General features: G+C 36.7%; 24 protein-coding genes. 14 read left to right on the top strand and 10 right to left on the bottom strand.

Features of this window, described 5'->3' with window-relative positions; genetic code table 11:
- Positions 1-15 precede the first annotated feature (15 nt).
- From DDY94_RS06000 to DDY94_RS05990, 3 genes are read left to right on the top strand one after another with little or no spacing between them, the layout of a single operon-like run.
- Positions 16-1,377: a tetratricopeptide repeat protein gene (locus tag DDY94_RS06000; protein WP_111683151.1), complete on the top strand. Its 1,362-nt coding sequence runs from the start codon at positions 16-18 to the stop codon at positions 1,375-1,377.
- Positions 1,378-2,169, top strand: coding sequence for a DUF4292 domain-containing protein (locus DDY94_RS05995; protein ID WP_111683150.1), 792 nt, complete (start codon positions 1,378-1,380; stop codon positions 2,167-2,169).
- A 5-nt stretch (positions 2,170-2,174) separates the two neighbouring features.
- Positions 2,175-3,392 (top strand): murein hydrolase activator EnvC family protein, encoded by a 1,218-nt coding sequence (locus tag DDY94_RS05990; protein WP_394347010.1) that lies wholly within the window; start codon positions 2,175-2,177, stop codon positions 3,390-3,392.
- Here the strand turns inward: DDY94_RS05990 and DDY94_RS05985 are convergent.
- From DDY94_RS05985 to DDY94_RS05975, 3 genes are all read right to left on the bottom strand, one after another.
- A complete protein-coding gene (locus DDY94_RS05985) occupies positions 3,389-3,607 on the bottom strand; it encodes a DUF6515 family protein (RefSeq protein WP_111683148.1) in 219 nt (72 codons plus the stop codon). The two genes, DDY94_RS05990 and DDY94_RS05985, sit on opposite strands and share 4 nt — an antisense overlap.
- A 328-nt stretch (positions 3,608-3,935) precedes the next feature.
- Positions 3,936-4,445 (bottom strand): acyl-CoA thioesterase, encoded by a 510-nt coding sequence (locus DDY94_RS05980; RefSeq protein ID WP_111683147.1) that lies wholly within the window; start codon positions 4,443-4,445, stop codon positions 3,936-3,938.
- A 98-nt stretch (positions 4,446-4,543) separates the two neighbouring features.
- Entirely contained in the window at positions 4,544-5,482 is a 939-nt protein-coding gene (locus tag DDY94_RS05975) for an HU domain-containing protein (RefSeq protein ID WP_111683146.1), read from the bottom strand.
- Positions 5,483-5,589: 107 nt separating this feature from the next.
- Between DDY94_RS05975 and dprA the strand changes: the two genes are divergently transcribed.
- On the top strand, positions 5,590-6,699 hold the full coding sequence (gene dprA, locus DDY94_RS05970; RefSeq protein ID WP_111683145.1) for a DNA-processing protein DprA: 1,110 nt from the start codon (positions 5,590-5,592) through the stop codon (positions 6,697-6,699).
- A gap of 180 nt (positions 6,700-6,879) precedes the next feature.
- Here the strand turns inward: dprA and trpS are convergent, their stop codons facing one another.
- Positions 6,880-7,851 (bottom strand): tryptophan--tRNA ligase, encoded by a 972-nt coding sequence (gene trpS / locus DDY94_RS05965; protein WP_111683144.1) that lies wholly within the window; start codon positions 7,849-7,851, stop codon positions 6,880-6,882.
- A 93-nt stretch (positions 7,852-7,944) separates the two neighbouring features.
- Between trpS and DDY94_RS05960 the strand changes: the two genes are divergently transcribed.
- Positions 7,945-8,709, top strand: coding sequence for a lysophospholipid acyltransferase family protein (locus DDY94_RS05960; protein WP_111683143.1), 765 nt, complete (start codon positions 7,945-7,947; stop codon positions 8,707-8,709).
- Positions 8,710-8,769: 60 nt separating this feature from the next.
- Here DDY94_RS05960 and DDY94_RS05955 read toward each other — a convergent pair whose 3' ends face one another.
- The 4 genes from DDY94_RS05955 to recA all read right to left on the bottom strand — a co-directional run bounded on the left by DDY94_RS05955 (position 8,770) and on the right by recA (position 12,425).
- Positions 8,770-10,305, bottom strand: coding sequence for a hypothetical protein (locus DDY94_RS05955; protein ID WP_111683142.1), 1,536 nt, complete (start codon positions 10,303-10,305; stop codon positions 8,770-8,772).
- Positions 10,306-10,307: 2 nt separating this feature from the next.
- On the bottom strand, positions 10,308-10,853 hold the full coding sequence (locus tag DDY94_RS05950) for an RNA polymerase sigma factor (protein WP_111683141.1): 546 nt from the start codon (positions 10,851-10,853) through the stop codon (positions 10,308-10,310).
- A 51-nt stretch (positions 10,854-10,904) separates the two neighbouring features.
- On the bottom strand, positions 10,905-11,324 hold the full coding sequence (locus DDY94_RS05945) for a hypothetical protein (RefSeq protein ID WP_157957261.1): 420 nt from the start codon (positions 11,322-11,324) through the stop codon (positions 10,905-10,907).
- A 96-nt stretch (positions 11,325-11,420) separates the two neighbouring features.
- The gene (gene recA, locus DDY94_RS05940) at positions 11,421-12,425 is read right to left on the bottom strand and encodes a recombinase RecA (RefSeq protein WP_111683367.1); all 1,005 of its coding nucleotides are present in this window, start codon (positions 12,423-12,425) and stop codon (positions 11,421-11,423) included.
- A 403-nt stretch (positions 12,426-12,828) separates the two neighbouring features.
- Between recA and trhO the strand changes: the two genes are divergently transcribed.
- The 3 genes from trhO to DDY94_RS05925 all read left to right on the top strand — a co-directional run bounded on the left by trhO (position 12,829) and on the right by DDY94_RS05925 (position 16,029).
- The gene (gene trhO, locus DDY94_RS05935; protein WP_111683139.1) at positions 12,829-13,899 is read left to right on the top strand and encodes an oxygen-dependent tRNA uridine(34) hydroxylase TrhO; all 1,071 of its coding nucleotides are present in this window, start codon (positions 12,829-12,831) and stop codon (positions 13,897-13,899) included.
- Between the two features lie 169 nt (positions 13,900-14,068).
- Positions 14,069-15,040 (top strand): hypothetical protein, encoded by a 972-nt coding sequence (locus DDY94_RS05930; RefSeq protein ID WP_111683138.1) that lies wholly within the window; start codon positions 14,069-14,071, stop codon positions 15,038-15,040.
- Positions 15,041-15,141: 101 nt separating this feature from the next.
- Positions 15,142-16,029 (top strand): RHS repeat domain-containing protein, encoded by an 888-nt coding sequence (locus DDY94_RS05925; protein ID WP_111683137.1) that lies wholly within the window; start codon positions 15,142-15,144, stop codon positions 16,027-16,029.
- A 47-nt stretch (positions 16,030-16,076) separates the two neighbouring features.
- On the opposite strand, the gene DDY94_RS05920 is transcribed toward DDY94_RS05925, so the two are convergent.
- The gene (locus DDY94_RS05920) at positions 16,077-17,489 is read right to left on the bottom strand and encodes a peptidoglycan DD-metalloendopeptidase family protein (protein WP_198658920.1); all 1,413 of its coding nucleotides are present in this window, start codon (positions 17,487-17,489) and stop codon (positions 16,077-16,079) included.
- Between the two features lie 203 nt (positions 17,490-17,692).
- Here DDY94_RS05920 and DDY94_RS05915 point away from each other — a divergent pair, with 203 nt between their 5' ends.
- The 6 genes from DDY94_RS05915 (at position 17,693) to DDY94_RS16305 (ending at position 23,624) form a co-directional block, all read left to right on the top strand.
- The gene (locus DDY94_RS05915; protein WP_111683135.1) at positions 17,693-18,877 is read left to right on the top strand and encodes a PSP1 domain-containing protein; all 1,185 of its coding nucleotides are present in this window, start codon (positions 17,693-17,695) and stop codon (positions 18,875-18,877) included.
- Positions 18,861-19,361 (top strand): gliding motility lipoprotein GldH, encoded by a 501-nt coding sequence (locus tag DDY94_RS05910; RefSeq protein ID WP_111683134.1) that lies wholly within the window; start codon positions 18,861-18,863, stop codon positions 19,359-19,361. Before DDY94_RS05915 ends, DDY94_RS05910 begins: the two co-directional genes overlap by 17 nt.
- Before the next feature lie 8 nt (positions 19,362-19,369).
- Positions 19,370-21,724, top strand: a complete 2,355-nt coding sequence (locus DDY94_RS05905; protein ID WP_111683133.1) for a penicillin-binding protein 1A — start codon at positions 19,370-19,372, stop codon at positions 21,722-21,724.
- A 92-nt stretch (positions 21,725-21,816) separates the two neighbouring features.
- A complete protein-coding gene (locus tag DDY94_RS05900) occupies positions 21,817-22,518 on the top strand; it encodes a CoA transferase subunit A (protein WP_111683132.1) in 702 nt (233 codons plus the stop codon).
- 77 nt (positions 22,519-22,595) lie between these two features.
- Complete coding sequence (locus tag DDY94_RS05895) at positions 22,596-23,249, top strand: 3-oxoacid CoA-transferase subunit B (RefSeq protein ID WP_111683131.1); 654 nt, start codon at positions 22,596-22,598, stop codon at positions 23,247-23,249.
- A 249-nt stretch (positions 23,250-23,498) separates the two neighbouring features.
- On the top strand, positions 23,499-23,624 hold the full coding sequence (locus DDY94_RS16305) for a hypothetical protein (protein ID WP_262627054.1): 126 nt from the start codon (positions 23,499-23,501) through the stop codon (positions 23,622-23,624).
- Positions 23,625-23,650: 26 nt separating this feature from the next.
- Here the strand turns inward: DDY94_RS16305 and bglX are convergent, their stop codons facing one another.
- Positions 23,651-25,951: a beta-glucosidase BglX gene (gene bglX, locus DDY94_RS05890; protein WP_111683130.1), complete on the bottom strand. Its 2,301-nt coding sequence runs from the start codon at positions 25,949-25,951 to the stop codon at positions 23,651-23,653.
- Between the last annotated feature and the right edge of the window lie 3 nt (positions 25,952-25,954).

Genomic DNA, 25,954 nt, shown 5'->3' with positions numbered 1-25,954 from the left:
GAACACTAAGCACTCATGAAAAAAACAATACACATATTGTTTTTTATAATTGGAATACTCCTTATTCCACAACCTACATTTGCTCAGGTCGATTTTAATAAACGACCAGATGATGACTTGGGTAATGTTGAAGACGAATTTCAAGAGTACTTTTTTGAAGCTTTAAAACAAAAAGGCATAGAAAACTATGACAGAGCAGTTGAAGCGCTTCACAAATGTTTAAACTTAGATAGTAAACGTCCTGTTATTTATTTCGAACTTGGTAAGAACTACAATAAGCTGAAAAACTTCGGAGCCGCAGAAGATAATCTTAAGAAAGCCATTAATATGCAGCCCGATAATGAGTGGTTTTTAGATGAGCTGTACGATGTATATTTTCAACAAGAAGACATTAATAATGCCATCAAAACGATAAAACAATTGGTGAAGTATCATCCTGATTACAAGGAGGATCTTGCCACGTTGTATATTCGCGAAAAGCGCTACAAACAAGCACTCGATCTCCTAGACGAACTTGATGAAGAACTCGGTGTAAGTGAGGTTAGAGATGCGATGAGAAACGAGATTTATAGCATTACAGGTAACGCTGATGACCGCATAGATAATCTAGAACAACGCATTGCTAATAACCCAAATAACGAGGAGAATCATTTAAAACTCATCTATAGATATAGCCAAACCGGAAACAAAAAGAAGGCCTATAAGGCAGCACAAAACCTATTAAAAGTAAAACCAGATTCGAAGTTTGTTCATTTGGCACTTTATAAATTTTACCTCGAAGACGACAAGGTTGAAGACGCTATTAGTTCCGTGAAAATTGCACTAACGAGTCCAGAAATTAATGCCGAAGCGAAGGCTAAGGTGTTAAAGGACTTTGTGAATTTTGTATCAAGAAATCCAGAGTATGAAAAAGATTTGATTGATATTACTGCCTTGGTTGATGAAAACAAAGACGCTCAAACACATAGTGATTTGGGGCAATATTATTTAAAAGCAGGCGACAAGGTGAAGGCCTTGGCAAATTTTAAAGAAGCTTTAAAACAGAATCCGAACGATTTTAAGCTAATCAAAGATGTGCTGCTCTTACAACTCGATATTGAAGATTATAACGCTGTAATAGATGGTAGTGAAGAGGCTTTAGAGCTTTATCCGGCCCAACCCATTTTGTATCTTGTGAACGCTGTAGCCAATAATAAGCAAGGCAATTCTAATAAGGCTGTAGAGAGTTTAGAAATAGGATTAGATTTTCTTATAGACAATCCACAAATGGAAGCAGACTTCTATTCAGAATTGAGTATAGCCTACCGAGCCCTAAATAATATTAGTAAATCTGAAACGTTTGCTAAAAAGGCGCAAGCCATAAAAGCCCAACAATAAATGACGTATAACCGAATACTTCAAAGTAGTAAAATAGCGACCATTTTCATACTTATGCTTTTGCTGGTTAACTGTAAATCGGCTAAAAGCGTAATTGCTTCAGGCGAAGCAAGTGATAAGCTATCTGCTAAGCAGGTTATAAAACAGCATCAAAAAAATGATACCGATTTCGAAACACTTCAGGCTAAAGTAAGAATCGATATAACTCAAAATCAAAAGGAACAAGGCTCTACCTTCAACCTGAGAATTGAAAAGGATAAAGTGATTTGGTTAAGTGCAAAATTAGGCCTAGCCCGAATGATGATCACACCCGAAAAGGTGCGATTTTACAGTAAGCTCGACAACGAATATTTTGATGGAGATTACGATTTACTAAGTGATTTCGCAGGGGTTGAGCTCGATTTCCAAAAGGTGCAGAATATTCTGCTTGGCCAGGCCATATTTAGCCTTAAGGATGAATCTCATACCGTATCGGTAAATGATAATTCTTACGCCTTGCAGCCCAAAGATCAGAACGCCTTGTTAGAGCTGTTTTATCTGATAAATCCTTCGCATTTTAAGATGGACAGCTTGCAATTATTTCAACAATTAAAGAATCGAATACTACAGGTCGATTATAAATCGTATCAGGAGGTGGACAAACAAGTATTACCAAAAAACATTAAAATTATCGCTGTTGAAGACACCGATGAGGTAGCAATTACAATGGAGTTTAAATCCATGTCTCTAAATGAGGAAGTGCGTTTTCCATTTAAAATTCCTTCAGGTTATAAAGAGATAGTCATTAAATAATGAATTTGAAACGATTACATATTGTAGTTCTAATAGGATGCTTGGTATCCTTTACGTCACTTTTCGGTCAGAGCGATAAGCAAAAAAAGCTTGAAGCTCAGCGTCAGCAGATTCTAAAGGAGATGAAGCAATTTAGAGCGCTGCTATTCGATAAGGAAAAGGAAGAGCGTTCAGAAATTACCTTAATCGAAGATCTCAATTATAAGGTGAATAAACGGAAAAATCTGATCCGAATTACAAACGAACAAGCCAATTTGCTTACACGAGAGATCAATGCTAATGAAAATGAAATCTCCAGCCTTAAAGATCAATTAGAAGAGCTTAAAGCGGATTATGCAGCTATGGTTGTAAAATCCTATAAAAGTAAATCTGAACAGAGCAAGGTGATGTTTTTATTGTCGTCTAATAATTTTAAACAGGCTTATAAACGACTGCAGTATATTAGGCAATATGCCAATTATCAGAAAGAGCAAGGTGAAACCATTAAGGAGAAAACAAAGGAATTAGAAGCGCTTAATGTTGAGTTGAATCAACAAAAAGAAGACAAGCAAAAGCTAATTGAAGAGAATAGAATTGCGAAGCGTGAATTAGAAAAAGAACTCAAGGAGCGCGAAGTCTTAATGGCATCTATTAAAGCAGACATGAATAAATTTGCTGCTCAGATCAAAAAGAAAAAGCAAGAAGCCGATCGTTTAGATCGCGAAATAAATCGATTGATACGCGAAGCTATTGCCGCTTCTAATAAAAAAGCAGGAAAGAAAACATCGACCGGCAAATTTGTACTCACACCAGAAGCTAAGAAATTAGCATCGAATTTTGAAGCCAATAAAGGTAAATTAGGTTGGCCTGTCTCTCGAGGTGTCATCAAAGGGAAATTTGGTAAAAGACGTTCGTTAACGGATGCTGCTGTAACCAATAATTATAAAAGTATTCAGATAGCCACAGAGAGCGATGCTGAGGTTAAGGCTGTATTTAGGGGTGAGGTTTCAGAAATTCTGATCGTTAAGAATGGCAACCCAGCTGTAATGATAAGACATGGTAATTACCTTACCATTTACATGAATCTTTCCAAAGTATATGTAAAGAAAGGTGATATCATTTCAACCGGGCAAGTCATCGGACAAGTATTTACCAATAAGATCAGGGGAGAAACGCTTCTTGGTTTCAGGATAAATAAAAACAATCAGGTTCTTAACCCTGAATCTTGGTTAGCAAAGAATTAAACCCGCACTACAACATAGCCGTTTCTAGTTTTCTTGTAATGTCTCCCGTTAAAGAAATAATATCGTTTCCCGTTAACTCTCACAACTTTGTATTGTCTAGGTAATTTTTTTACCACCGTAACTGTAGCAGGTTGTGCAACAACCACACGTTTTGCACAAGAGCTTGTACTTAATGCAAAAACAAAAACTAGGGTATAAACTAAATATCTCATCATAAATAAATTTGGTTCTATGATAAGACTAAGGGATATCAAAAAGGTTTAATGTTGTTGATTAGGACTGCGCACTTTTCGTTAATCCACCGAGCCTATTGCCAATACTGTGCACTATCCACGTTGTTGTAAACTTATTGTTGTTCTTGCACGTGTTTTGTCATTCCTGCACACGTTTTGTCATTCTTGCACGTGTTTTGTCATTCCTGCGAAAGCAGGAATCTCATAGTATGAAACAAATATCGATTAGATTCCTGCCTACGCAGGAATGACAGTAACAATTCGAAATTGGTATTGCAGTACCAATCCATATCAGGAATAACGTCGAATATTACTCAAAAATAGCTTTGAGTTCAGTAGCCTCTGAAGGTTTCATTTTTCCTGCTAAAACCAAACTCAATTGTTTTCTACGCAAGGCAGCCTCATAACGCTCCTTCTCTAATTCAGTTTCAGGAATAAGCTCTGGTACTTTTACAGGGCGTCCGGTCTCGTCAACTGCCACAAAAGTGTATATGGCCTCATTTGCCTTTATGCATTCCCCAGACTCTCTATCTTCGATCCATACATCCATATATACCTCCATAGACGAGGAAAACGCACGCGATACTTTAGCTTCAATAGTAACTACCGAACCCAAGGGAACAGAGCGGTTAAATGCCACGTGATTGACAGAAGCGGTAACTACAATTCGACGTGAATGACGTCTGGCCGCAATACTCGCTGCGCGGTCCATTCGTGCGAGTAATTCGCCACCAAAAAGATTATTAATAGGATTTGTTTCACTTGGTAAAACAAGGTCTGTTACTACGGTTTTAGACTGAAATGCCGTTCTGGGTTGCATAACTTTTCAAAATTTATGCAAAGATAAGTCGAATTAGATTGTAGACCTACAATTTTAGATTTATATAAGAAAAGGAGAATAGAATTAGATTTTTGAGATCAATCTAATTTTTTGATCAACAACCAAGCGTCTTTGTTATGCTCGCGTCTTATTTTGTAAAGGGCTTTGTGAGCTTCGAGGCGTGTTGTATAACTGGCATAAACTACCTCATGAAGGCCGTAGCGATTCTTACCAATCTTTCTCGCTTTATAACCTAAATCTCTAAGCTGTTCTACTTTTTTATCTGAATTGGCCTCAATGCGAAAAGCACCAGCAACGATATGGTAATTTCCTGTTTGCTTAGCAATAGATAAAGTAGCAGCTGGCAAAGGATTACTAATCACAAATGTTGCCTCTTGCACTTTAGCATCTAACTGAGCGTTGGCCTCTTCTTGTGCCAATTGATTGTGATTTTCTATAGAATTGCTGTAATAATTTGCTCCGAAGTAACCTCCCAAACCAAGCACAATAACTGCTGCAGCGGCATATTTTAACCAATTGTTATTTGAACGTTTTTCTGGTGTTAATACGATTGGTGCGGCAGCTTCAATAGTTTCAACTTCTTCTTTATAAACTTCACGTTTTATGTCTGAAGAAATAAAGTGCGAAAGCCCAAAAGCGTCAGTTAGATAATTGATATGACTCGACGGATGAAAGACAATACTTCCTTCATTATTAAGCATTAATTCACCTATATGTTCAAGTTGAATGGTTTCCCCTTCAATTAGGTAAGATTTGATGGCTTTTACCTGCTTAGAAACCTTGTCTTTAGCAGTTGCATAAGGGATCTTTTCGATCTCAGCAATATAATTAACTAGCAGACCATCATTGCTTTGTAATTGTTCGTTAAAAGACAACACCTTTTTCGGAGGATAAAAGGTATGCGTCGTTTCATGAACTTTCGCCGAAACACGATTGGTTAAAAAAGCACCAAAGTTTGGCACTGTTACACAATCGTAACGGTATAGAAGGTCGCTTATGTAGGTTTCTAACTGCATACAAGACAAAGTTAAAAATTTTTGAAAGTGAACGAAGTTTAAGGTAGTATAGTTATTAACATCGAAAAAATTTAGTTTCTTGTATGTTCCAAATCAGATAAATAAACATGAACGACCTTCAATTAATTCATGCTTTAGCCTTACAACACGTCCCAAAAATAGGCGCAACTACCGCTAAAAAGTTAATTGCGCATTGCGGTTCTGCAGAAGCCGTATTAAATGAAAAAGCCGCTAACCTTTTAAAGATCGATGGCATTGGTCAACTTACGGTTAAAGGTCTCTTAGACCCAAGCCATATGGATGAAGCTGAAAAGGAATTGGCTTTTATGAAGGATAATGCTATTTCAGCACATTATTTTACCGAGGACAGTTATCCTGAAATGCTCAAACACTGCATCGACGGTCCTATTTTACTCTTTCAATCTGGAAATATAAATGTAAAGCAACAGCCGATTATAAGTATTGTTGGTACAAGAAAAATAACTTCGAGTGGAATTGCATTCTGCGAAAAACTAGTAGAAGATCTGTCGCCCTATAATCCGATTATTGTTTCGGGATTTGCCTACGGAACAGATATCACTGCCCAGAAAGCCGCCTTAAAACACAATCTTCAAACCATTGGTTGTTTAGCACATGGGTTAAATCAGATCTATCCAAAGGTGCATAAAACCTACGTTGCCGATATAGAGCGTCATGGAGGGTTTTTCACGGATTTCTGGAGTACCGACAGCTTCGACAGAAATAATTTTTTAAAACGCAATCGGATCATAGCTGGGCTAAGCGAAGCCACAATTGTAATAGAATCTGCGGAAAAAGGCGGGAGCTTAGTTACTGCAGACATTGCGAGTTCTTACGACAGAGAGGTTTTTGCGGTTCCGGGTAGAATTACCGACAGTCAAAGCATAGGTTGTAACAATCTCATAAAATATCAGAAGGCACATTTATTGTCGAATCCTTTGGATGTTCCCTATATTCTGAATTGGCGTTTAGAATCTGAGTCTGGCTTAAATACACCAGTACAAAAACAGTTGTTCGTGGAATTAGAAGAAGAGGAAAAACGCATTTACAACCATCTTAAAAACAATGAAAAACAACAACTCGATGTCATCGCTTTAGAATGTGAAATACCAACCTATAAACTTGCAGGGATATTACTTAACATGGAATTAAAAGGTGTGGTAAGGCCTTTGCCTGGTAAATTGTTTGAAATTATTTAGATGACCTGTAAATATTTATTAGGCCAACGATTGCCAATATTGCAACAACAATCGCCACGTAACCAAGCAGATGAAATTGTTTAGTTTCTGAATCATATTGGTTGATTGAAACTAAAACCATTGCTATTAAAATCAGCAGCGGACTAATTGCTTTTTTATTCATTTAGTAAACATATCAGTTTAATACCCAACCTTAGTTCTTACGCGCTGCAATACTTCATCTGCTACAACCTTAGCTTTTGAAGCACCTTTGGCCAAAGCAGCATCGACCTCGTTGAGGTTGTTCATATAGTAATCGTAACGTTCTCTTGGTTCGGAGAAACGTTCTAAAACGAGTTCAAAAAGAGCTTGCTTGGCATGGCCATAACCGTAGTTTCCGCCTTCGTAGTTGGCTTTCATTTCGGCAATCTGTGATTCAGAAGCCAATAAAGCGTATAAAGCAAAACAGTTACACGTTGCCCAATCTTTAGGTTCTTCTAATGGTGTACTATCTGTTTGAATAGACATGATCTGCTTTCGTAATTTCTTTTCAGGTAAAAAGATATCAATGATATTGCCTTTGCTCTTACTCATTTTGGCACCGTCAGTACCTGGAATAAGCATAGTTTCTTTTTGAATATCAGCTTTAGGTAACACAAAAGTTTCACCACCCATTTTTGCATGAAATCTCGAAGCCACATCGCGCGTCATTTCTATATGTTGTTCCTGATCTTTTCCAACAGGAATAATATCGGCATCATACATTAAAATGTCGGCTGCCATTAACATCGGATATGTAAATAAGCCACCATTTACGTCGTCTAAGCGATCAGCTTTATCCTTAAAACTATGGGCAAGTACTAATCGTTTGAATGGGTAAAAGCAATTGAGATACCAAGCTAATTCTGTTACTTGAGGCACATCACTTTGTCTGTAAAACACACTGTTGTCTATATCGAGTCCGAAGGCTAACCAAGTTGCAGCCGTAGAATAGGTATTGTTTCGAAGTGTTTCTGCGTCTTTGATCTGAGTTAAAGAATGCAAGTCTGCAATAAATAAATACGAATCGTTAGCTGGGTCTTGCGCTTTTTCTATTGCAGGTAAAATTGCACCTAAAATATTCCCTAAGTGCGGCGTGCCTGTACTTTGTATGCCTGTTAGTATTCGTGCCATGTTCACTTCCTGCTTCAGCAGGAATTACTTTAAAAATTAAACGATGCGCAAAGATAATTTTTTTAGTAGAACTATTTACTTAGTTTTGGTGCCATGGCCATATTAAAATATCCTTTTTGGGTTTTATATCGTATTTGGTTTTATATATTGGTTGCCTTGCCAATTATAGTACTGCTCCCTATTCTTTTAATATCTATTTCTAGAGAAAAATGGTATCCGCAGTTTTTTAAATTAGCACGCTTTTGGGCTAAGTTCATTTTAATTGGAATGGGGTTCAATTACAAAATTGAAAGGGAAGAAACACCAGACCCCAAAAAGAGTTATATGTTTATTGCCAATCATACTTCAATGACTGATATTATGCTAATGCTAGTCTCGGTTAAAAATCCTTTTGTTTTCGTCGGAAAAAAAGAACTGGCTAAAATCCCATTGTTTGGCTTCTTTTATAAACGCACCTGTATTTTGGTAGATCGCAGTAGTGCTAAAAGTCGACAGGCGGTTTTTTTGAGAGCACAGCGTCGGTTACGCCAAGGTCTTAGCATCTGCATTTTCCCTGAAGGTGGTGTGCCCGAAGAACATATAGTTTTAGACGAGTTTAAAGATGGTGCCTTCCGGCTGGCAATAAACCATCAAATTCCGGTAGTACCTATCACTTTTTACGATAATAAAAAACGATTTTCTTATACCTTCTTTAGTGGTGGCCCCGGACGAATGAAATCTAAGATTCATAAATTCCTTCAAACGGAAGGTTTAAAAATTGAAGACACCAAATCTCTAAACACTGAAGCTAGAGCTATTATTCTTGAAGAGTTGAGTGGCAATTCAGACATAAAAAAAAGCTACCCTAACCACGAGTAGCTTTTGTCATCATTGCATTCATCATTGCTTTTGCAATAACTTAACCGAATTTAAATTAACCTAAAACTTAAATCTTACTCCAGTATATACACCAATAAAGAATGGTCTAAAGTTTCCAAAGGTGTTATTGAATGTATTTATCTGGTACTTGAACTGCGGTTCAAGATTTATATTCCATCGTTTAGACAAGTTGTAATCCAATCCTAAACCGAAATTGGCACTAAAACTTGTTGAATTAATATTACTGGCTTCACCTATTAAGGTTGAATTACCGTCTATGTCTGCATAGATTTCATTCTGGTTTAAGAAAAACGTACTAAACCCACCAATAACATTAAGTCCAAACTTTTTATCTAATAGTCGATATTCTAACTCTAAAGGAACTTCAACAAACCCGAAACGCTGATCGATATCACCCGTAATTTTCGTATTGAAGGCCTCCGGAGTCGTAGAATTGATAAGCGTTTCTAAGCTTACCAACGAAACTACATTACCGTTTTTGAAGTTGATATTTCCTTGGGAAAAACCATTTCTGGCAGCTGTATTAGCACCACTGAAAGCAATTACGTCTGAAGTTGCGTAATTGAGATTAACGCGGTTAATACCGGCGCGAATTCTCAATTTATCTGAAATTGCATAGCTACCAGAGATTCCGTAGCTCATACTTATTTCACTGCTTTTTGAGTTATCGCTAAATTGATTATGAATAGTAGACCCTTGACCTAGAGAACTAAAATAAACAGGCGCAACATTAGGTTGAATGCTCCACCTGTTCTGTTCATCTTCTTTTTCTTTTTCATCAATGAGGTTAGTGTTCTCCGCAATAGCATCTATAATAGATGTCTTGTTTGGGTCTTCTTTTACAAGTGTTTCTTTGTCTTTTTCTAAATCTTCAGATGCAGTGTTATTTGTCTTATTTTCAGAATTAGAATTTTCTGCAACGGCTGTTTTTGGATCTACAATAGCATTCTTAATTGTAGATTTCAATTCAAGATCGTTCTGTGGATTTTTGTCTTTCAAATTTTCATCCTCTTTATTAGAGGCTACGGTTGAGCGTTTATTTGAAGGATTATTTACCAAAGACTTTGGCTGCTGCGAATTGTGCTCAGTTTTATCTGTGCGATTTGCCACAGCATCTTTATGTGCTCTAGGATTCGAAATAAGATTATTAAATGTATTTACTTCGTTTAATCTAGAATTCGGTTCAGTATCGTCATTAGTGGAGTCCATTGTGTTCTCTGTTTCCACTAACTGAGTCTCTTGTGATTCGTTACTTGAATTAAGATCATTTTGTGCCGGCTCTTCGTGTGTGTTTTCAAGGGTCTTGTTTGAAGGGTCGTTTTGTTCAGTCTCTACAATTACTGGTTTATCGGTAAGATTTTCATCCGAATCAAAAACTAAGAAACCAATAGTGAGAAGTAAAGCAATAGTTGCAGCAACACCTCCAATTTGCCACCATATCGGAATGACTCTACGCTTTTTCTTCTTATTAGGTAGACTTTCGCTTATACGATCCCAAACGGCATCTTGAGGAGCCATCTCGAAATCTTTAAACTTTTCTTGAAAAAGTCTGTCTATATTTTTCTTTTCGTTCATTATTATAATGATCGCGAATTTTTATTCGCCTTATAATCTTCAATTTTATCTTTTAAAATCATCCGTGCTCTCGCTAGGTTTGATTTTGAGGTCCCAGTAGAAATATTGATCAATTCACTTATTTCAACATGTGAATAGCCGTCTAGAACGTATAAATTGAAAACCAATCTGTACCTGTCAGGCAATTCTTGAATGATCTTTAATAGAAAATCTATGCTAAGATCACTATCATCTAGATCGACGGTTACGTCTTCAATCTGACCTTCATTAACAATATCATAAACACCTACATTATCTCTATAGCGTTGTAAAGCCGTGTTTATGGCTATTCGTTTTAACCAACCTTCGAAAGAACCTTTGTTTTTATACTGATCTATTTTACTAAATACAGTAATAAAAGCATCGTGCAGATTGTCTTCTGCCTGGGCATAATTTTTAGAATACTTAAGACAAAGTGAAAATAATTTACTTGCGTATTGCTTGTATAATTGACTTTGAGCTTGAGCATCTTGTTTTATACAGTTTTCTATGAGTCTCTCTAAACTCACATGCTTTTAGTTTGTTTATGATTAATAGCTTCTAAAAGGGTTGATCAAAGATCAATCCTCTACTACAGGCACTTCTACAATGTGATACTGGTCAATACCAGCACTGTCAGTTCCCTGGAAAAACTTAAAAATATGTGTCTCAATTGAGGTCACTGTAAAATCGAATCCTACAGTTTCACTTTCAGGGCTTCCACCACAACCTGTGTTAGATGTTGCATAAACGGTATTTACAACCGCAACAGATCTTTCCGCACCATTTACCGAGTAAAGAAAATCGTTAAATTCATAACAATCATTAGGTCTGTTGTAAGACACAGATATTTCATAGGTACTACCAAGTTGAAATTCGTCTGGGACTTGTACGCTTGTGATTGGCATCACTTCGAATTGAAATTGCTGATCTCCATCTCCTATGTCACAAGAGAATAATGTCAGTGTGAATAAAACCGCTATGTAATATAATTTTTTCATAAACATTTAAATTCTTAATGTTTAGATGCAGGATTCCCAAAAGGGTTGCGTCTAAAAACAAAAAAATCCTAAAAAAATTTAGGATTTTTAATTAACTTATTGATTATCATTGATTAACGCCCTAACTTTTTCTTCAAGTTCATCCATTAAATCTGGATTATCTTTAATGAGGGACTTTACAGCATCACGACCTTGCCCAAGTTTAGTGTCTTCATAGCTAAACCATGAACCACTCTTTTTAACAATATCGTGTTCAACAGCCAAATCCAAAATTTCACCAACCTTAGATACACCTTCGCCATACATAATGTCGAATTCTGCAGTTCTAAATGGTGGTGCCACTTTATTCTTCACAACCTTAACTCGAGTTTTGTTACCCATTACGTTACTGTTGCTGTCTTTGATCTGTGTAGATCGTCTTATATCTAAACGCACTGAAGCGTAAAACTTAAGTGCATTACCACCAGTGGTAGTTTCTGGGTTACCGAACATCACACCAATTTTTTCACGTAACTGATTAATAAAAATCATTGTACAATTGGTTTTACTAATCGATGCAGTTAGCTTTCTTAAAGCTTGAGACATCAAGCGGGCATGTAGTCCCATTTTAGAATCTCCCATTTCACCTTCGATCTCACTTTTTGGAGTTAAGGCTGCCACAGAATCAACAACGATGATATCGATAGCGCCTGAACGCACTAAATTATCTGCGATTTCTAAAGCTTGCTCTCCATTATCAGGTTGTGAAATAATTAGGTTTTCTAGATCTACGCCCAACTTTTCAGCATAAAACCTATCGAATGCATGTTCAGCATCAATAAAGGCAGCAATGCCACCAGCTTTTTGTGCTTCTGCAATTGCATGAAGCGTCAATGTGGTTTTACCAGAAGATTCTGGCCCATAAATTTCTATAACTCGCCCTCTTGGATATCCTCCAACACCTAAAGCAATATCTAAACCTAGTGAACCCGATGAAATGGCATCCACATCTTCGATCGCCTGATCGCTCATTTTCATTACGGTGCCCTTTCCGTAAGCTTTATCTAGCTTGTCTAAGGTTAATTTTAAGGCTTTTAATTTTGCGTCTTTTTCACTACTCATCTCTACTATTTTCTGAATTAAATTGTTACCAAAAATACCACTTATTTTATTTTTTTCAATTTTCTGACGCAACCATTTTACACTTTTCACATCTTATAAACGAAAAAGGAAAAAATTGCTATGATTATCTTGAAAAAGTAAGCTTAGGCATCAGGAAGTTTTACTTTTTATCAACCATTTAGCAAGGTACAAGGTTATTCGGCTGTTGGCTATCTCCGCAGCCGTTCAACCAAGTTTAATCACTTTTTCAATTAGTTTTAAGTTAGTGGTTAGTTAGAAAAGCACCTATAGAAATTATGGGTGCTTTTTTATTGTAATTCGCTAAAAATAATACCTTTGCCTCAGAATCTTCGAAGTTTAGATAACGGAGAATCATATCTTTAACCTTAAAAATTAGTATAGCATGCAACTGTACAATAACTTAAGTGCTAAAGAAAGAGCCGAATTGATTGAAAAAGCGGGAAAAGAACGCTTAACGATCTCTTTCTACAAGTACGCCAAAATCGGAAATACCGAAATCTTCAGAAACCATATGTATTTGGCATGGGCAGAACTCGATGTTCTTGGTCGCATATACATCGCCAATGAAGGTATTAATGCTCAGTTATCTGTTCCTGCAGAAAATTTTGATGCTTTTAAATCGCATTTAGACACCATAACCTTTCTAGAAAATGTTAGGCTGAACATTGCAATTGAACATGATAACTACGCTTTTCTTAAGTTGAAAGTTAAAGTGCGCCACAAGATCGTGGCAGATGGTTTAAACGATGACACTTTCGATGTTACAAATAAAGGAGTTCATGTGGGTGCAGAACAGTTTAATGAGCTCATCGAGGATCCGAATACAGTTTTGGTGGACATGCGCAATCATTACGAGAGTGAAATTGGACATTTTAAGAATGCGATCACTCCAGATGTAGATACCTTCAGGGAATCTTTAGACCTTATTGAAGAGGATCTAAAAGAGCACAAAGAAGACAAAAATCTGGTGATGTATTGTACCGGAGGAATTCGATGTGAAAAAGCAAGCGCGTATTATAAGCATAAAGGATTCAAAAATGTTTTTCAGCTTGAAGGCGGTATTATAAACTACGCCAGACAGGTTGAAGCTGATGGTTTAGAGAATAAATTTATAGGAAAGAATTTTGTGTTCGATCAAAGGCGTTCAGAACGCATTAGCGACGACATTATTGCTAGTTGTCATCAATGTGGTAAACCCGCAGATACTCATACTAACTGTGCAAATGAAGCTTGCCATTTATTGTTTATTCAATGTGACGAATGCAAAGAAAAAATGGAAAACTGTTGCTCATCGCAATGTCAGGAGGTTATTCATTTACCTTATGAAGAGCAGAAGGCATTACGAAGAGGACAGGGAAATAGCAATGACATCTTTAAAAAAGGTAGAGCAGATCATTTGCCCTATAAAAAAGATCTGAGGAATATTTTCGATACCATAAAATCTTCTAAATAATTAAAAAAGGCTCTAGATTCTAGAGCCTTTTTTAATTATAAAGGACGTCTTTTTTCTTACAGAAGACATTTTATCAACCATAAATTAATTCAAAAGGTACACTTATTACATCATACTGATAGCCCTGAGTGAATTCATTTTTATTTGAAAAAAATTTGAGGAGCTCAGTATGAACATTAAAAAACAATTAGATGTTATAAGAAAAATAGTTAGGCACAGAATTAAGTTTTTAACTATTTACTTTCAACATAGGCTAAACCAACGCTATCTAAGAATTCATTTAGATCCTTCAATTGAAAGTACAATTAGCGTAAATAGCTTAGGGAGTTTCACAACTCAAAACTCAAAAATCTCGGACAAACGATTTAATGAGGAAGACTTAAAACTTATTGCAAACCGTGTTTTTAAGCGCGCATCTAAAATACAATTAGGTGGTGTTTCAGGGCCCTTAAATTATCCTATGCTAATCAAAATTGTTGCTTTAGGTAAACAATATAAAATGCCATTTATTACCCTAAAGATAAGTTCATCTAATGTGTGTGAATTAAGTATTGAAAAATTAATTCAGGCTGGTTTAGATGAAATTATTGTATGCGTAGAAAACCCCAATTGCAATGAAAAAAGTTTTATGCATAGAGCAAATCATGAAAGAATTCAGACGGTTTTTTCAGCGCTTAAAACTTTAAAAAAGTCCCATGATTTTCAGGTTAAAATTGATATTAATTTCAACAGTGACAATATTTTTGAACTGCAGTATTTATTCTCCTACTTCGACATTTCATGTGCAGATGTGCTTCAATTAATTCCTGACAAAAGATTAAACAGATCTCATTTAAATGACGATACTCAATTTTCCTTTTATGAGGACTATTTAGATGTTTTTTCAATTATAAAAACAGAATGTCTAAAGCACAAAATAATCCTGAAGGCCCCTAAAAATCTAGAAAAATATTATAGAGAACAAATCCTAAAAACGGTTTTCGACTATACGTTTTGCTACATCTCTCCCAGCAAATTCTGGAAAGATGATTTTATGTGGAGAGAAGAAACATTTAAGGACTACTGCAAAAGGATTGAATGGAGCAAAACTTTAGCATCTACTGCGTTAATTCCGCGATACGAATTCAGAATGTATTTATAGATCTCAATTAGACGCTCATTACAATTTGGGCAATTGGTGGCTCTTCACACTTAAGAAAAAAGAACTTTTAAATCAAATCAATAATTACAAAAACCAAAAAAATGAAAAAACCTATTCTAATGCTTTTAGCAATAACCTGTTTAATGGCTTGTTCTGAAGAATCTACTAATTCTTATTCACCAGGTGCTGAGGAAAACCAAGTCAATTATAATTTATCGCGATATTCTAATGATGTAAGTCTATTTGCAGGCACTTGGAATCACGACAAAGATTTTATTATGAATTCCGATAATTTAATTGAGGAAATAGAAATTAACAGCGTGGTTTACAATAAAAATATAGAAATTATTCGCGATGCCAATAATAACATCATCAATACGAAAGAATACAGTGCAGGTAATTTAATCTTAGAAAATACAGTGAGCTACAATAGTTCTGGACAAATAGCTCAAGTTACTCAAGAAGACTTTCAAAGTTCTCAAAACTTCGACTATATATTTACGTACAACGGTAACCAAGTAATAAAATCTGATTCTTACTCTAATTATACCACTGTATATACGTTTAATGACAACAATCAACTTATAAGTGCTGAAGAATTTGTTGGCGATGAGGCATTTAAACTCGAAGAGCTCGAGTACGATGCTCAGGGCAACCTCATTTCAACAACACTTAGTGGTGATCCGTTATCTATCATTGCTCAAGAGACTCATTTCATTTACGATTCATCCATTAATCCGTTGGTTAAACCGTTCCATATCCATGATTATTATGACATTTTCATAAATCCTCCTGCAGAACAACTTGGCGTATATATTGCCACTTATGGCAGTCCAAATAACTGGATTGAAGCCAACGGTGATCATATAAATTATGATATTGAAGTTGTTTTTGATTCTTCAAATCGAATTATATCGCGCTTCGGAACCATTTCTTCTGCTGATGTAAGTGGTCTCGAATTAGAGGAATCCTTCAACTACGTAGATTAAATATTGAACCCATCTGAAAATACATTCAAAAAAGTATCATAGCAGTTTTAATTTGTTTTAATCAACTTTATGGTACTTTTTTGGTTTTGTTCGCCATGAAAGGTTACAAAGTAAACACCATTTGCCAATTCAGTTAAATTCATTTGACGAATCCCTTCACCAGAAGTAGTATCACTTAGAGTTAATATGTTTTTTCCTAACGTATTTACTATTGAAACTTCTACGATCTTAGCCTTCGATTTGATACTCACAATATCATTTACCGGATTAGGATAAATAGTAACATCATCTAACGTGTATTCATCAACACTGAGTGCACCAGTTATATTAAACACATGTGTAACGGTTTGCCCGTTATAAGTGGCTTCCCATTTCCAGGCACCGTTCATATCAAATACATTTGAAAAATTCCAATACCACCAAGAAGCATAGTAGTCTGCTGTAAGATTAAAATTCCAATTATAAAGTTCGGAGTTATCTGGTCTGATAACCTTTAAATTTACTGATGTACCAGTAGCTTGATCTTTTAGGTATAATCCAAAATAAATAACATCATTAGTGTCAAAATCATCACTTCTATTTGTTGTTTCTGTTGTTGGACAGGTATTAAAAACAGGAGGAGCCGAATGTGTTAAAACGGCATTAACTGCAGGATTGAGATATGGCTTCTGGTTTTGCCACCAAGTTTCAGTATTCATAGTGTTGCAAGTACCAGAATACGGATCTACCAGTTGCGTATAAGTGTTATCTGTAAATACCTCAAAGTGAAGATGTGGTCCTGTAGAAATTCCAGAGCTACCCATTACACCCAAAAATTCTCCTACTGAAACCATATCACCAACATTTTTAGTGGTTAAGGAACCATTTTTAAGATGTCCATACCACGCAATACTACCATCGCTATGTTGCACATACACCGCATTCCAAGGTGTTGTTGTGCTAAAATCACAACTGCGATCAAAGTTGCCATCGCTTTTTGCAATAATCTGTCCTGGTGCAGCAGCAACAATTTCTGCCTCGTCGTTATCCATCATAAACCAACTAAATGGCCATGAGAAAACATCAAGGCCTTGATGATTATAGCCGCTATTGGTATCGTAACTTCTTGTTCCGCAATTATAATCTGTTAATTGATTAGGTGTGCTAGGATTGTGATCTACATAGTTTGAAATAGCCCAAACTTGATTATAAGGCGTATTTGTTGCTTTTTGAACAGGCCATTCAAAAAATGGGTGCGTACCTTTGGCACTTTCATTGAAGGCTAATCGATTTGATTGTTGTAGATTAAGAATATTTGAATTGAGTTCTGAAAAAATTTCTTGACGTTGTTCATGTGTAAGACATTGGGTCTGGTCGACGTTCCTAATGTATTCTCCACCTACAGCTTCGACAGGTGGATTTTGGCCGTGGCAAACAAAGATTACGATAAGTAATAGCAAAAATGTAATTGTTGTTTTCATAATAATGTGAGAATTGGTTAAAGCATCATCTTTAATCAACATCGGCGTTTGACTGAAGATGTGAGCATTAAGTTATAAAAATTATGATAAATAATTGAAAATCAACAGATTATTTAGTTAAGAAATAATAGTATCTTTACTCTCTAATAAATAATGAATCCTTTATCTAAGCCTCATGGTTTAGATTATATATATAACTTTTTATGGCTTGTAACAGTTGCGCAACTGGTAAAGACGGTCAACCAAAAGGATGCAAAAACAATGGAACTTGCGGCACCGATAGCTGCAATAAACTCACGGTTTTTGACTGGTTAGCCAATATGTCGCTTCCAAATGGACAGGAACCCTTCAAAGGGGTTGAGGTTCGTTATAAAAACGGAAGGAAGCAGTATTATAAAAACACTGAAAATCTTACATTAAGCATTGGTGATATTGTGGCCACGCAGGCAAAAGCTGGTCATGATGTTGGCATGGTAACACTCACCGGTGAATTGGTTCGCGTTCAGATGAAGCGAAAAAAAATTGATATCGACGATGCCGAAAATGTGTTAAAAATATATCGTAAAGCCTCTCAGAAAGATATTGATATTTGGTCTAAATCTCGAGACAAGGAAGAACCGATGAAGGTGAAAGCGAGGCAATTTGCTATCGACCTAAATCTAAAAATGAAGATATCAGACATCGAATATCAAGGCGATGGAAGTAAGGCTACATTTTACTATACAGCTGAAGAGCGTGTAGATTTTAGAGAGCTTATCAAAGTATTTGCCCGTGAGTTTAGAACTCGTATTGAAATGCGTCAGGTTGGTTTCAGGCAAGAAGCAGCAAGACTTGGAGGTATAGGTTCATGTGGAAGAGAATTGTGTTGTTCTACTTGGTTAACAGACTTTAGGTCCGTAAGTACATCTGCAGCAAGATACCAGCAGTTATCACTTAATCCATTGAAACTAGCAGGTCAATGTGGGAAGCTAAAATGCTGTTTGAATTACGAGTTAGATGCATACCTAGATGCGCTAAAAGAATTTCCGAAAAACGACACCAAACTTTACACCGAAAAGGGTACTGCTGTTTGCCAAAAGACGGATATTTTCAAAGGATTAATGTGGTATGCCTATGAAGGTGAATGGATGAACTGGCACGTTATTACTACTGAACAAGCCAACGAAATTATTTCAAAAAACAAGAAAAAAGAGAAAGTTGTAAGCCTCGAAGAATACGCAGCAGAGCACGTATTAGACACTAAAAACGAATTTGAAAACGTTGTAGGTCAGGACAGTTTAACACGTTTCGATAATCCAAAATCAAAAAAGAAACGTAAAAACAATAGGAACCGAAATAAAAATCGAAACAGAAATCGCAATCAAAAGCAAAATGCAAAGAAGAACTAGTTATTTACTTTTAGTACTTGTTAGTTTATGGTGTATTACAAGTTGCGATTCTAACGCAGTATTCGATGAATATAAATCAGTTCCGAGCAAATGGCATAAAGACTCTATAGCAAGTTTTAATTTCACTGCGCCCGACACACTTAGAAACTATAACTTATTTGTCAATCTCAGAAATACAAATGACTATCCTTTCAGTAATTTGTTTCTCATAGTGGAGCTAAATTATCCAAATGGAAAGGCCGTCAGAGACACATTGGAATATAAAATGGCAGCACCGAATGGCGAATTGTTAGGCTCTGGATTTTCAGATTTGAAGGAAAATAAATTGTGGTACAGAGGACATGATACCTCATTCAAATTTAGTGAAGAAGGCGATTATAGAGTTGATATTCAGCATGCCATGCGGAAGAATGGAAACGTCAACGGCGTTGATAATTTAGAAGGTGTTACCGACATCGGATTTCGAGTAGAACAAGCGCAATAATTAGTATTATGGCAAAAAAGAAAACAAAACAAACAAAAGCTGAGGTCTTAGACTTTTCAAAATACGTTAGATGGTTTTGGATCCTTTTCACAGGTGGAATTCTTGCCATTGCTTTACTATTCTTGTGTGCGTCCTGGGGATTTTTAGGAGAGATGCCAGACCATACGCGCTTGGAAAATCCTGAAACTAATTTAGCTACGGAGATTATTTCTTCAGACGGTGTCACCTTAGGAAAGTTTTATTTTAATGATAACCGAACACCTGTCGCCTACGAAGATCTACCAAAAAATTTAGTCGATGCTTTGATAGCTACTGAAGATATTCGGTTTTATGACCACTCAGGAATTGATGCCCGTGGCTTTTTAAGAGCCTTAACAGGTCGTGGTGGCGGAGCTAGTACTATTTCTCAGCAATTAGCCAAGCAATTATTTACTGATCAGGTTTCAAAAAATAAGTTTCAAAGAGGGCTTCAAAAGGTAAGAGAGTGGATTATTGCAATTCGCCTAGAACGGCAATATACCAAGGAAGAGATCATTGCTCAATATTTCAATATCTATGACTTCGGAAATAATGGTGACGGCATTCGTTCAGCAGCCAGAATATATTTTGGTAAAGAACCTAAAGATTTAGACATGAAGGAATCTGCCATGCTGGTAGGTATGTTTAAGAATTCGTCATTATACAACCCAATTCCTTCCAGAAATCCGGTGGGAACAAAAAATAGAAGAAACGTTGTTTTATCTCAGTTACATAAATACGAATACATTTCTGAAGAAGTAAAAGACTCATTAAAGGCCACGGAGCTCGATCTAAATTTTACGCCCGAAACTCATCGTGAAGGTATTGCAACCTATTTCAGGGAATACCTAAGAGGGTTCATGAAAGATTGGGCAAACAATAAAAATAACAGAAAACCAGACGGTTCTAAATATGATCTGTATAGTGATGGATTGAAGGTATTTGTTACCATTGACTCTAGAATGCAAAAGTATGCTGAGGATGCTGTGAAAATGCATATGCCAAGATTGCAAGCAGAATTTGATCATCAGAATACACCAAAACGAAATCCAACAGCACCATTTTTAGAACTCGACCGAAAAGAAATTGACCAACTCTTAAAAGTTGCTATGCGCAGAGGCGAGCGTTGGAGAATTTTAAGAGAGCAAGGCAAAACTGCAAAGGAAATTGAGGCCTCATTTTACGAACCAGTTGAAATGACCGTATTTAAATGGATTGATGGCAAAGCAGGTGAAGTTGATACGGTTATGAAACCTATTGACTCCATGCGTTATTACAAGTCGTTCTTGCATCCAAGTATGATGTCTATGGACCCAACAACAGGACATGTAAAAGCTTGGGTTGGTGGGATGAATTATAAGCACTTCCAATACGATATGGTAAAACAAGGTAAACGCCAAGTAGGCTCAACCTTCAAACCTTTTGTATATGCAACCGCCATCGATCAGCTTCAGGTGTCACCTTGCGATTCTTTCCCAAGGACGCCAATTACCATAGAGGCAAATAAATTTGGCAACCCAGAAGCTTGGACGACTAAAAATTCAGACGGAAACTATTCAGGGATTCAAACCTTAAAAGATGCCTTAGCGAGTTCAACAAATACCATAACAGCACGCCTAATGAATGAGATCGGTCCACAACCAGTTGCTGATATGGCAAAAAGCCTTGGTGTTGAAGAAGATATCTTACCTGTACCGGCAATAGCTCTAGGAACACCAGACCTAAGTGTATACGAAATGGTAGCGGCCTATTCAACCTTTGCTAATAAAGGGGTTTACAATAAGCCCGTTATGGTAACGCGTATTGAAGACAAAAACGGAACTGTTTTATATCAGGTAACTCCTGAAAGTAGAGATGTTTTAAGTGAGGAAGTGGCCTATGTTACCGTCAATCTGATGGAAGGTGTTACCAATGCAGGTTCGGGTAGACGCCTACGCCATAATTGGGCAACCAAAGTGCCAGTTTACAAAGAGATAATTACAGGCTATCCTTATGAGTTTGATAATCCCATCGCAGGTAAAACGGGTACAACTCAAAATCAAAGTGATGGTTGGTTTATGGGAATGGTGCCAAATTTAGTGACCGGCGTTTGGGTTGGGGCCGAAGATAGAGCAGCACATTTCAGTTCTATAACTTACGGACAAGGGGCTTCTATGGCCTTACCTATTTGGGCTTTATACATGAAAGCCTGTTACGAGGATGAAACGCTTAATGTCTCTAAAGATGAATTTGAAAAGCCAAAAGAACTTTCAATAAATGTAGATTGTACTGCAGTAGATGAAGGTGATTTAGGTGCTGATTCAAGTAAGGATAAGTCTGATGAAATTAAAGTAGATTTCAGGTAGGGCTCATTCTTAATTCCACTTATATTTCATGTTTTTTTAGTATGAAATCTGCTCAGTCTTTTGTACTTTTCAGAAGCTAATTTTACTAGTTTATGATAAATAAAAAAGTGGCAGGTGTTACTGAAGCTTTACAAGGCGTGAAGGACAATATGACCTTTATGTTTGGCGGTTTTGGGCTTTCGGGTATTCCTGAAAACGCAATTGCAGAATTGGTAAAGCTCAATGTTAAGGGACTCACCTGTGTTTCAAATAATGCTGGTGTGGATGACTTTGGATTGGGTTTATTACTACAGCAAAAGCAGATCAAAAAAATGATATCCTCCTATGTTGGTGAAAATGACGAGTTTGAACGCCAAATGCTGTCAGGAGAATTAGAAGTTGAATTAATTCCTCAGGGAACTCTAGCAGAACGAGCTAGAGCAGCACAGGCAGGCTTTCCAGCATTTTATACACCTGCAGGTTACGGTACCGAAGTTGCCGAAGGCAAGGAGACACGAGAATTCAATGGAAAAATGTATGTTTTGGAACATGCCTTTGATGCCGATTTTGGATTCATCAAAGCTTGGAAAGGAGATGCTGCAGGAAATCTGATTTTTAAGGGAACGGCTAGGAACTTTAATCCAAACATGTGTGGAGCAGCTAAAATTACAGTTGCCGAAGTCGAAGAACTAGTTCCTGTTGGGGAATTAGATCCAAATGAAATTCATATACCGGGCATATTTGTGCAGCGTATATTTCAGGGCGCACATTATGAAAAACGAATTGAACAACGTACGGTTAGACAAAGGAGTTAAATTAATAAAGTACTTGAAGTGCAATTAGGTTTAGACTTTAAATACTTTAGGCACTTTCTAACTTAAAACTAAGTGTAATGTTAGATAAAAACGGAATAGCAAAACGAATAGCTAAAGAAGTCAAAGATGGCTATTATGTGAATCTTGGAATCGGCATTCCAACATTGGTTGCCAATTTTGTAAGAGAAGATATTGAAGTTGAGTTTCAGAGCGAGAATGGTGTTCTAGGAATGGGGCCTTTCCCATTTGAAGGTGAAGAAGATGCTGATGTTATCAATGCCGGAAAACAAACCATAACTACTTTACCGGGTGCCTCATTTTTTGATTCTGCTATGAGTTTTTCAATGATCAGAGGACAGCATGTTGATCTTACCATACTTGGAGCGATGGAGGTTGCCGAAAACGGTGATATTGCCAATTGGAAAATTCCTGGTAAAATGGTAAAAGGAATGGGTGGCGCAATGGATCTGGTAGCAAGTGCAGAAAATATAATTGTTGCCATGATGCATACCAATCGTGCAGGAGCTTCTAAATTGCTTAAAACATGTTCTTTACCATTAACTGGTGTTGGATGTGTAAAAAAGGTGGTTACAAATCTGGCAGTTATCGAGGTAACTGAAAAGGGTTTTAAATTACTTGAACGTGCTCCGGGTGTCTCCGTCGATACCATTAAGGAGGCTACTGAAGGTCATCTAATTGTGGAAGGAGACATACCGGAAATGAATCTCTAATTAAGTTTTAATAAAACCGAGAATATAAATTGCCACATTTAGAATGTGGTTTTTTTGTAGGAAAAATTATCGAATAGGACTACAAATGTTAAAAATATGTGCATTTCGTCGATTTATAATGTATTACAACAGATAAATTAAAATATTATCCCATATTAGCAATCCCAAATCAAAAACTAAATTAACCCGGATTTACCATAAGCTTAATGTCTAACTTTTTTGCCCCAAATCTACCATAAACTTTAACTTATGAAAACCAAATCAGATCTACCAGAACCTACTTTAAACGACAGTGTTTTTCTTTCAAACCTTAAAGATATGGCACGCGTTGTTTCAGGTGTATTGAAGTTAACAAAGAAAATATTCATGTTTTAATCGATTTCGATTAGCATGAATATTTTTTACTTCAATGTAAAGCCTCCTTTAAGCTTCGTATCAGAGCTACCACCTACAAAAATTTCGAATTCTCCAGATTCAATAACAAATTCTCCGGAGTTATTGTAATAGCCTAGCTCTTTACTCGTTAGTATAAATTTTATTGTTTTAGATTCGCCTTTTTTCAGGCTAACTAATTCAAAGCCCTTCAGTTCTTTAACCGGTCTAACAAGACTACCAACAAGATCTCTAATATACAATTGTACTACTTCTTTGCCGTCAAAATTACCAACATTAGAAACTGTAACGGAGACTTCAATATCACTATCAATTATAAATTCTGAACCTTCAATTTTAAAATCTGAATATTCAAATTTGGTATAGCTTAGGCCATGTCCGAAAGGATAGAGCGGCGTATTCTTTTGATCAATATAATGCGACCAAAAAACATTTCCTTCTCTGTTCGTAGCGCGCCCAGTATTTTTATGATTGTAATAGATCGGAACTTGCCCTACGTTTCTTGGGAAGGTCATCGGTAGTTTACCACTTGGGTTGTAATCGCCATATAAGACCTGAGCAATGGCGTTCCCTGTTTGTGTTCCTAAGTGCCAACCTTCAACTATAGTCGGAATATGCTCGGCAGCCCATTCAAGGGCCAAGGGTCTTCCGTTTTGTAAAACCAATACAATATTCTTATTAACTGCATATACCGCTTCAAGAAGTTCTTGTTGAAGGCCAGGGAGATCAATTTCTGTTCTACTTCGAGCTTCACCACTTTGGAAACCATGTTCACCAAGAACCATAACCACAACGTCAGCATTTCGAGCCGCATTTAAGGCTTCAGTCATCCCTGACTTATCGGTTGAATTGATCTTTACTTCTTTTGTAAATGCCGTATTACCAACCCAAACATCTACCCCTTTTTCATAGATAAGTTGATTGCCGTCATAAGCTTGCATGCCTTCTAAAATAGAGACAGCAGTATTATCGTCGGAAGCAATTCGCCAGCTTCCTAGAGGGCTGTTTTTATCACTGGCTAACTGACCGATCAAAGCAATTTTTTGACCTTCTTTTTTAAGTGGTAAAAGGTTGTTGTCGTTTTTAAGTAAAACCACAGATTTCTTAGCCATATCCAAAACAGCATCATGGTGCGATTGCTGGCCAATAACTTTGGCTTCATTCTCCTTATTACAATACCTGTAAGGATCATCAAATAATCCTAATTCAAATTTCACCCTTAAGATTCTACTAACGGCATCGTCAATAATGCTTTCATCAACAATGCCATCTTTAACTAAATTTGCTAGCTCATAAACATAAACATGACCTTCCATATCCATGTCCGATCCAGCGATGGACGCTATTTCTGCGGCTTCCTTTTTGTCTTTAGCACGCCCCCAATAAATGATCTCATTAATTGATGCCCAATCAGACACTACAAAGCCATCAAAATTCCATTCACCTTTAAGGATATCGCGTTGTAAATATGTACTGCCACTCACTGGATCACCGTTGAGGTCATTAAAGGAGTTCATAAATGATCTTGCTCCAGCTTCAGCAGCAGCTTTAAATGGAGGTAATACAACGTTATGAAGTTTAGAAACGCTGATATCTACCGTGTTGTATTCTCGTCCTGCTTCAGCAAAGCCGTAACCTGCAAAATGCTTGGCTGTAGCGGCAATGGTATTAGGCTGACTGAGGTCTTCACCTTGGAATCCTTTCACTCTTGCTACAGCAATTTTACTGCCTAAATATGGATCTTCACCAGCACCTTCCATAACGCGTCCCCATCGAGGATCTCTTGAAATATCAACCATTGGAGCGAAGGTCCAGTTGATACCTGCAGCAGAAGCTTCAGTAGCCGCAACTCTTGCTGAGTTTTCTATAGCCTCTAGATCCCAGCTTGCAGATTCAGCTAATGGAATTGGACTAAGCGTTTTATAGCCATGGATCACATCAAAACCAATAATTAAAGGAATACCTAACCTCGATTCTTCTACGGCTATTTGTTGCATCTTCATGACGTTGTCGTAACCTCTAACACTGAGCATACCGCCAACCCAGCCTTTTCGTAAATGTTCGTATTTAATTTTGGCGTTATCACCATCAGGCATTGGCCCTGTGACCTCCCAAAAACCGTTGTAGAGATTCATTTGTCCTACTTTTTCTTCAATAGTCATTAAAGCCAAAAGCGAGTCGACTTTCTGGTTTATCAAATCGTTTCCATCACCAGTATTGGTAGATTCTTTTGTGGTACAATTAAACGTTGTCATTAGGATGATTAAGCATATACTACTTAAAATTATTCGATTATTTTTTGAAATCATAAT

Origin of the sequence: Winogradskyella tangerina (assembly GCF_003260205.1) — a bacterium.
GTDB classification, from domain to species: domain Bacteria; phylum Bacteroidota; class Bacteroidia; order Flavobacteriales; family Flavobacteriaceae; genus Winogradskyella; species Winogradskyella tangerina.
Note: the sequence above shows the minus strand (reverse complement) of the source record. Positions and strands in the feature narration are given on the sequence as shown.

Excerpts from the sequence above, each read along its gene's own strand:
- DDY94_RS05955 (WP_111683142.1), bottom strand. The coding sequence starts at position 10,305 with ATGAACGAAAAGAAAAATATAGACAGACTTTTTCAAGAAAAGTTTAAA.
- DDY94_RS05960 (WP_111683143.1), top strand. The coding sequence starts at position 7,945 with ATGGCCATATTAAAATATCCTTTTTGGGTTTTATATCGTATTTGGTTT.
- DDY94_RS05925 (WP_111683137.1), top strand. The coding sequence starts at position 15,142 with ATGAAAAAACCTATTCTAATGCTTTTAGCAATAACCTGTTTAATGGCT.
- DDY94_RS05985 (WP_111683148.1), bottom strand. The coding sequence starts at position 3,607 with ATGATGAGATATTTAGTTTATACCCTAGTTTTTGTTTTTGCATTAAGT.
- DDY94_RS05995 (WP_111683150.1), top strand. The coding sequence starts at position 1,378 with ATGACGTATAACCGAATACTTCAAAGTAGTAAAATAGCGACCATTTTC.
- DDY94_RS05905 (WP_111683133.1), top strand. The coding sequence starts at position 19,370 with ATGGCAAAAAAGAAAACAAAACAAACAAAAGCTGAGGTCTTAGACTTT.
- bglX (WP_111683130.1), bottom strand. The coding sequence starts at position 25,951 with ATGATTTCAAAAAATAATCGAATAATTTTAAGTAGTATATGCTTAATC.
- trhO (WP_111683139.1), top strand. The coding sequence starts at position 12,829 with ATGCAACTGTACAATAACTTAAGTGCTAAAGAAAGAGCCGAATTGATT.
- DDY94_RS05980 (WP_111683147.1), bottom strand. The coding sequence starts at position 4,445 with ATGCAACCCAGAACGGCATTTCAGTCTAAAACCGTAGTAACAGACCTT.
- DDY94_RS05910 (WP_111683134.1), top strand. The coding sequence starts at position 18,861 with ATGCAAAGAAGAACTAGTTATTTACTTTTAGTACTTGTTAGTTTATGG.
- DDY94_RS05930 (WP_111683138.1), top strand. The coding sequence starts at position 14,069 with ATGAACATTAAAAAACAATTAGATGTTATAAGAAAAATAGTTAGGCAC.
- DDY94_RS05975 (WP_111683146.1), bottom strand. The coding sequence starts at position 5,482 with ATGCAGTTAGAAACCTACATAAGCGACCTTCTATACCGTTACGATTGT.
- trpS (WP_111683144.1), bottom strand. The coding sequence starts at position 7,851 with ATGGCACGAATACTAACAGGCATACAAAGTACAGGCACGCCGCACTTA.
- DDY94_RS06000 (WP_111683151.1), top strand. The coding sequence starts at position 16 with ATGAAAAAAACAATACACATATTGTTTTTTATAATTGGAATACTCCTT.
- DDY94_RS05915 (WP_111683135.1), top strand. The coding sequence starts at position 17,693 with ATGGCTTGTAACAGTTGCGCAACTGGTAAAGACGGTCAACCAAAAGGA.
- DDY94_RS05920 (WP_198658920.1), bottom strand. The coding sequence starts at position 17,489 with ATGAAAACAACAATTACATTTTTGCTATTACTTATCGTAATCTTTGTT.
- DDY94_RS05900 (WP_111683132.1), top strand. The coding sequence starts at position 21,817 with ATGATAAATAAAAAAGTGGCAGGTGTTACTGAAGCTTTACAAGGCGTG.
- DDY94_RS16305 (WP_262627054.1), top strand. The coding sequence starts at position 23,499 with ATGAAAACCAAATCAGATCTACCAGAACCTACTTTAAACGACAGTGTT.
- dprA (WP_111683145.1), top strand. The coding sequence starts at position 5,590 with ATGAACGACCTTCAATTAATTCATGCTTTAGCCTTACAACACGTCCCA.
- DDY94_RS05895 (WP_111683131.1), top strand. The coding sequence starts at position 22,596 with ATGTTAGATAAAAACGGAATAGCAAAACGAATAGCTAAAGAAGTCAAA.
- DDY94_RS05945 (WP_157957261.1), bottom strand. The coding sequence starts at position 11,324 with ATGAAAAAATTATATTACATAGCGGTTTTATTCACACTGACATTATTC.
- recA (WP_111683367.1), bottom strand. The coding sequence starts at position 12,425 with ATGAGTAGTGAAAAAGACGCAAAATTAAAAGCCTTAAAATTAACCTTA.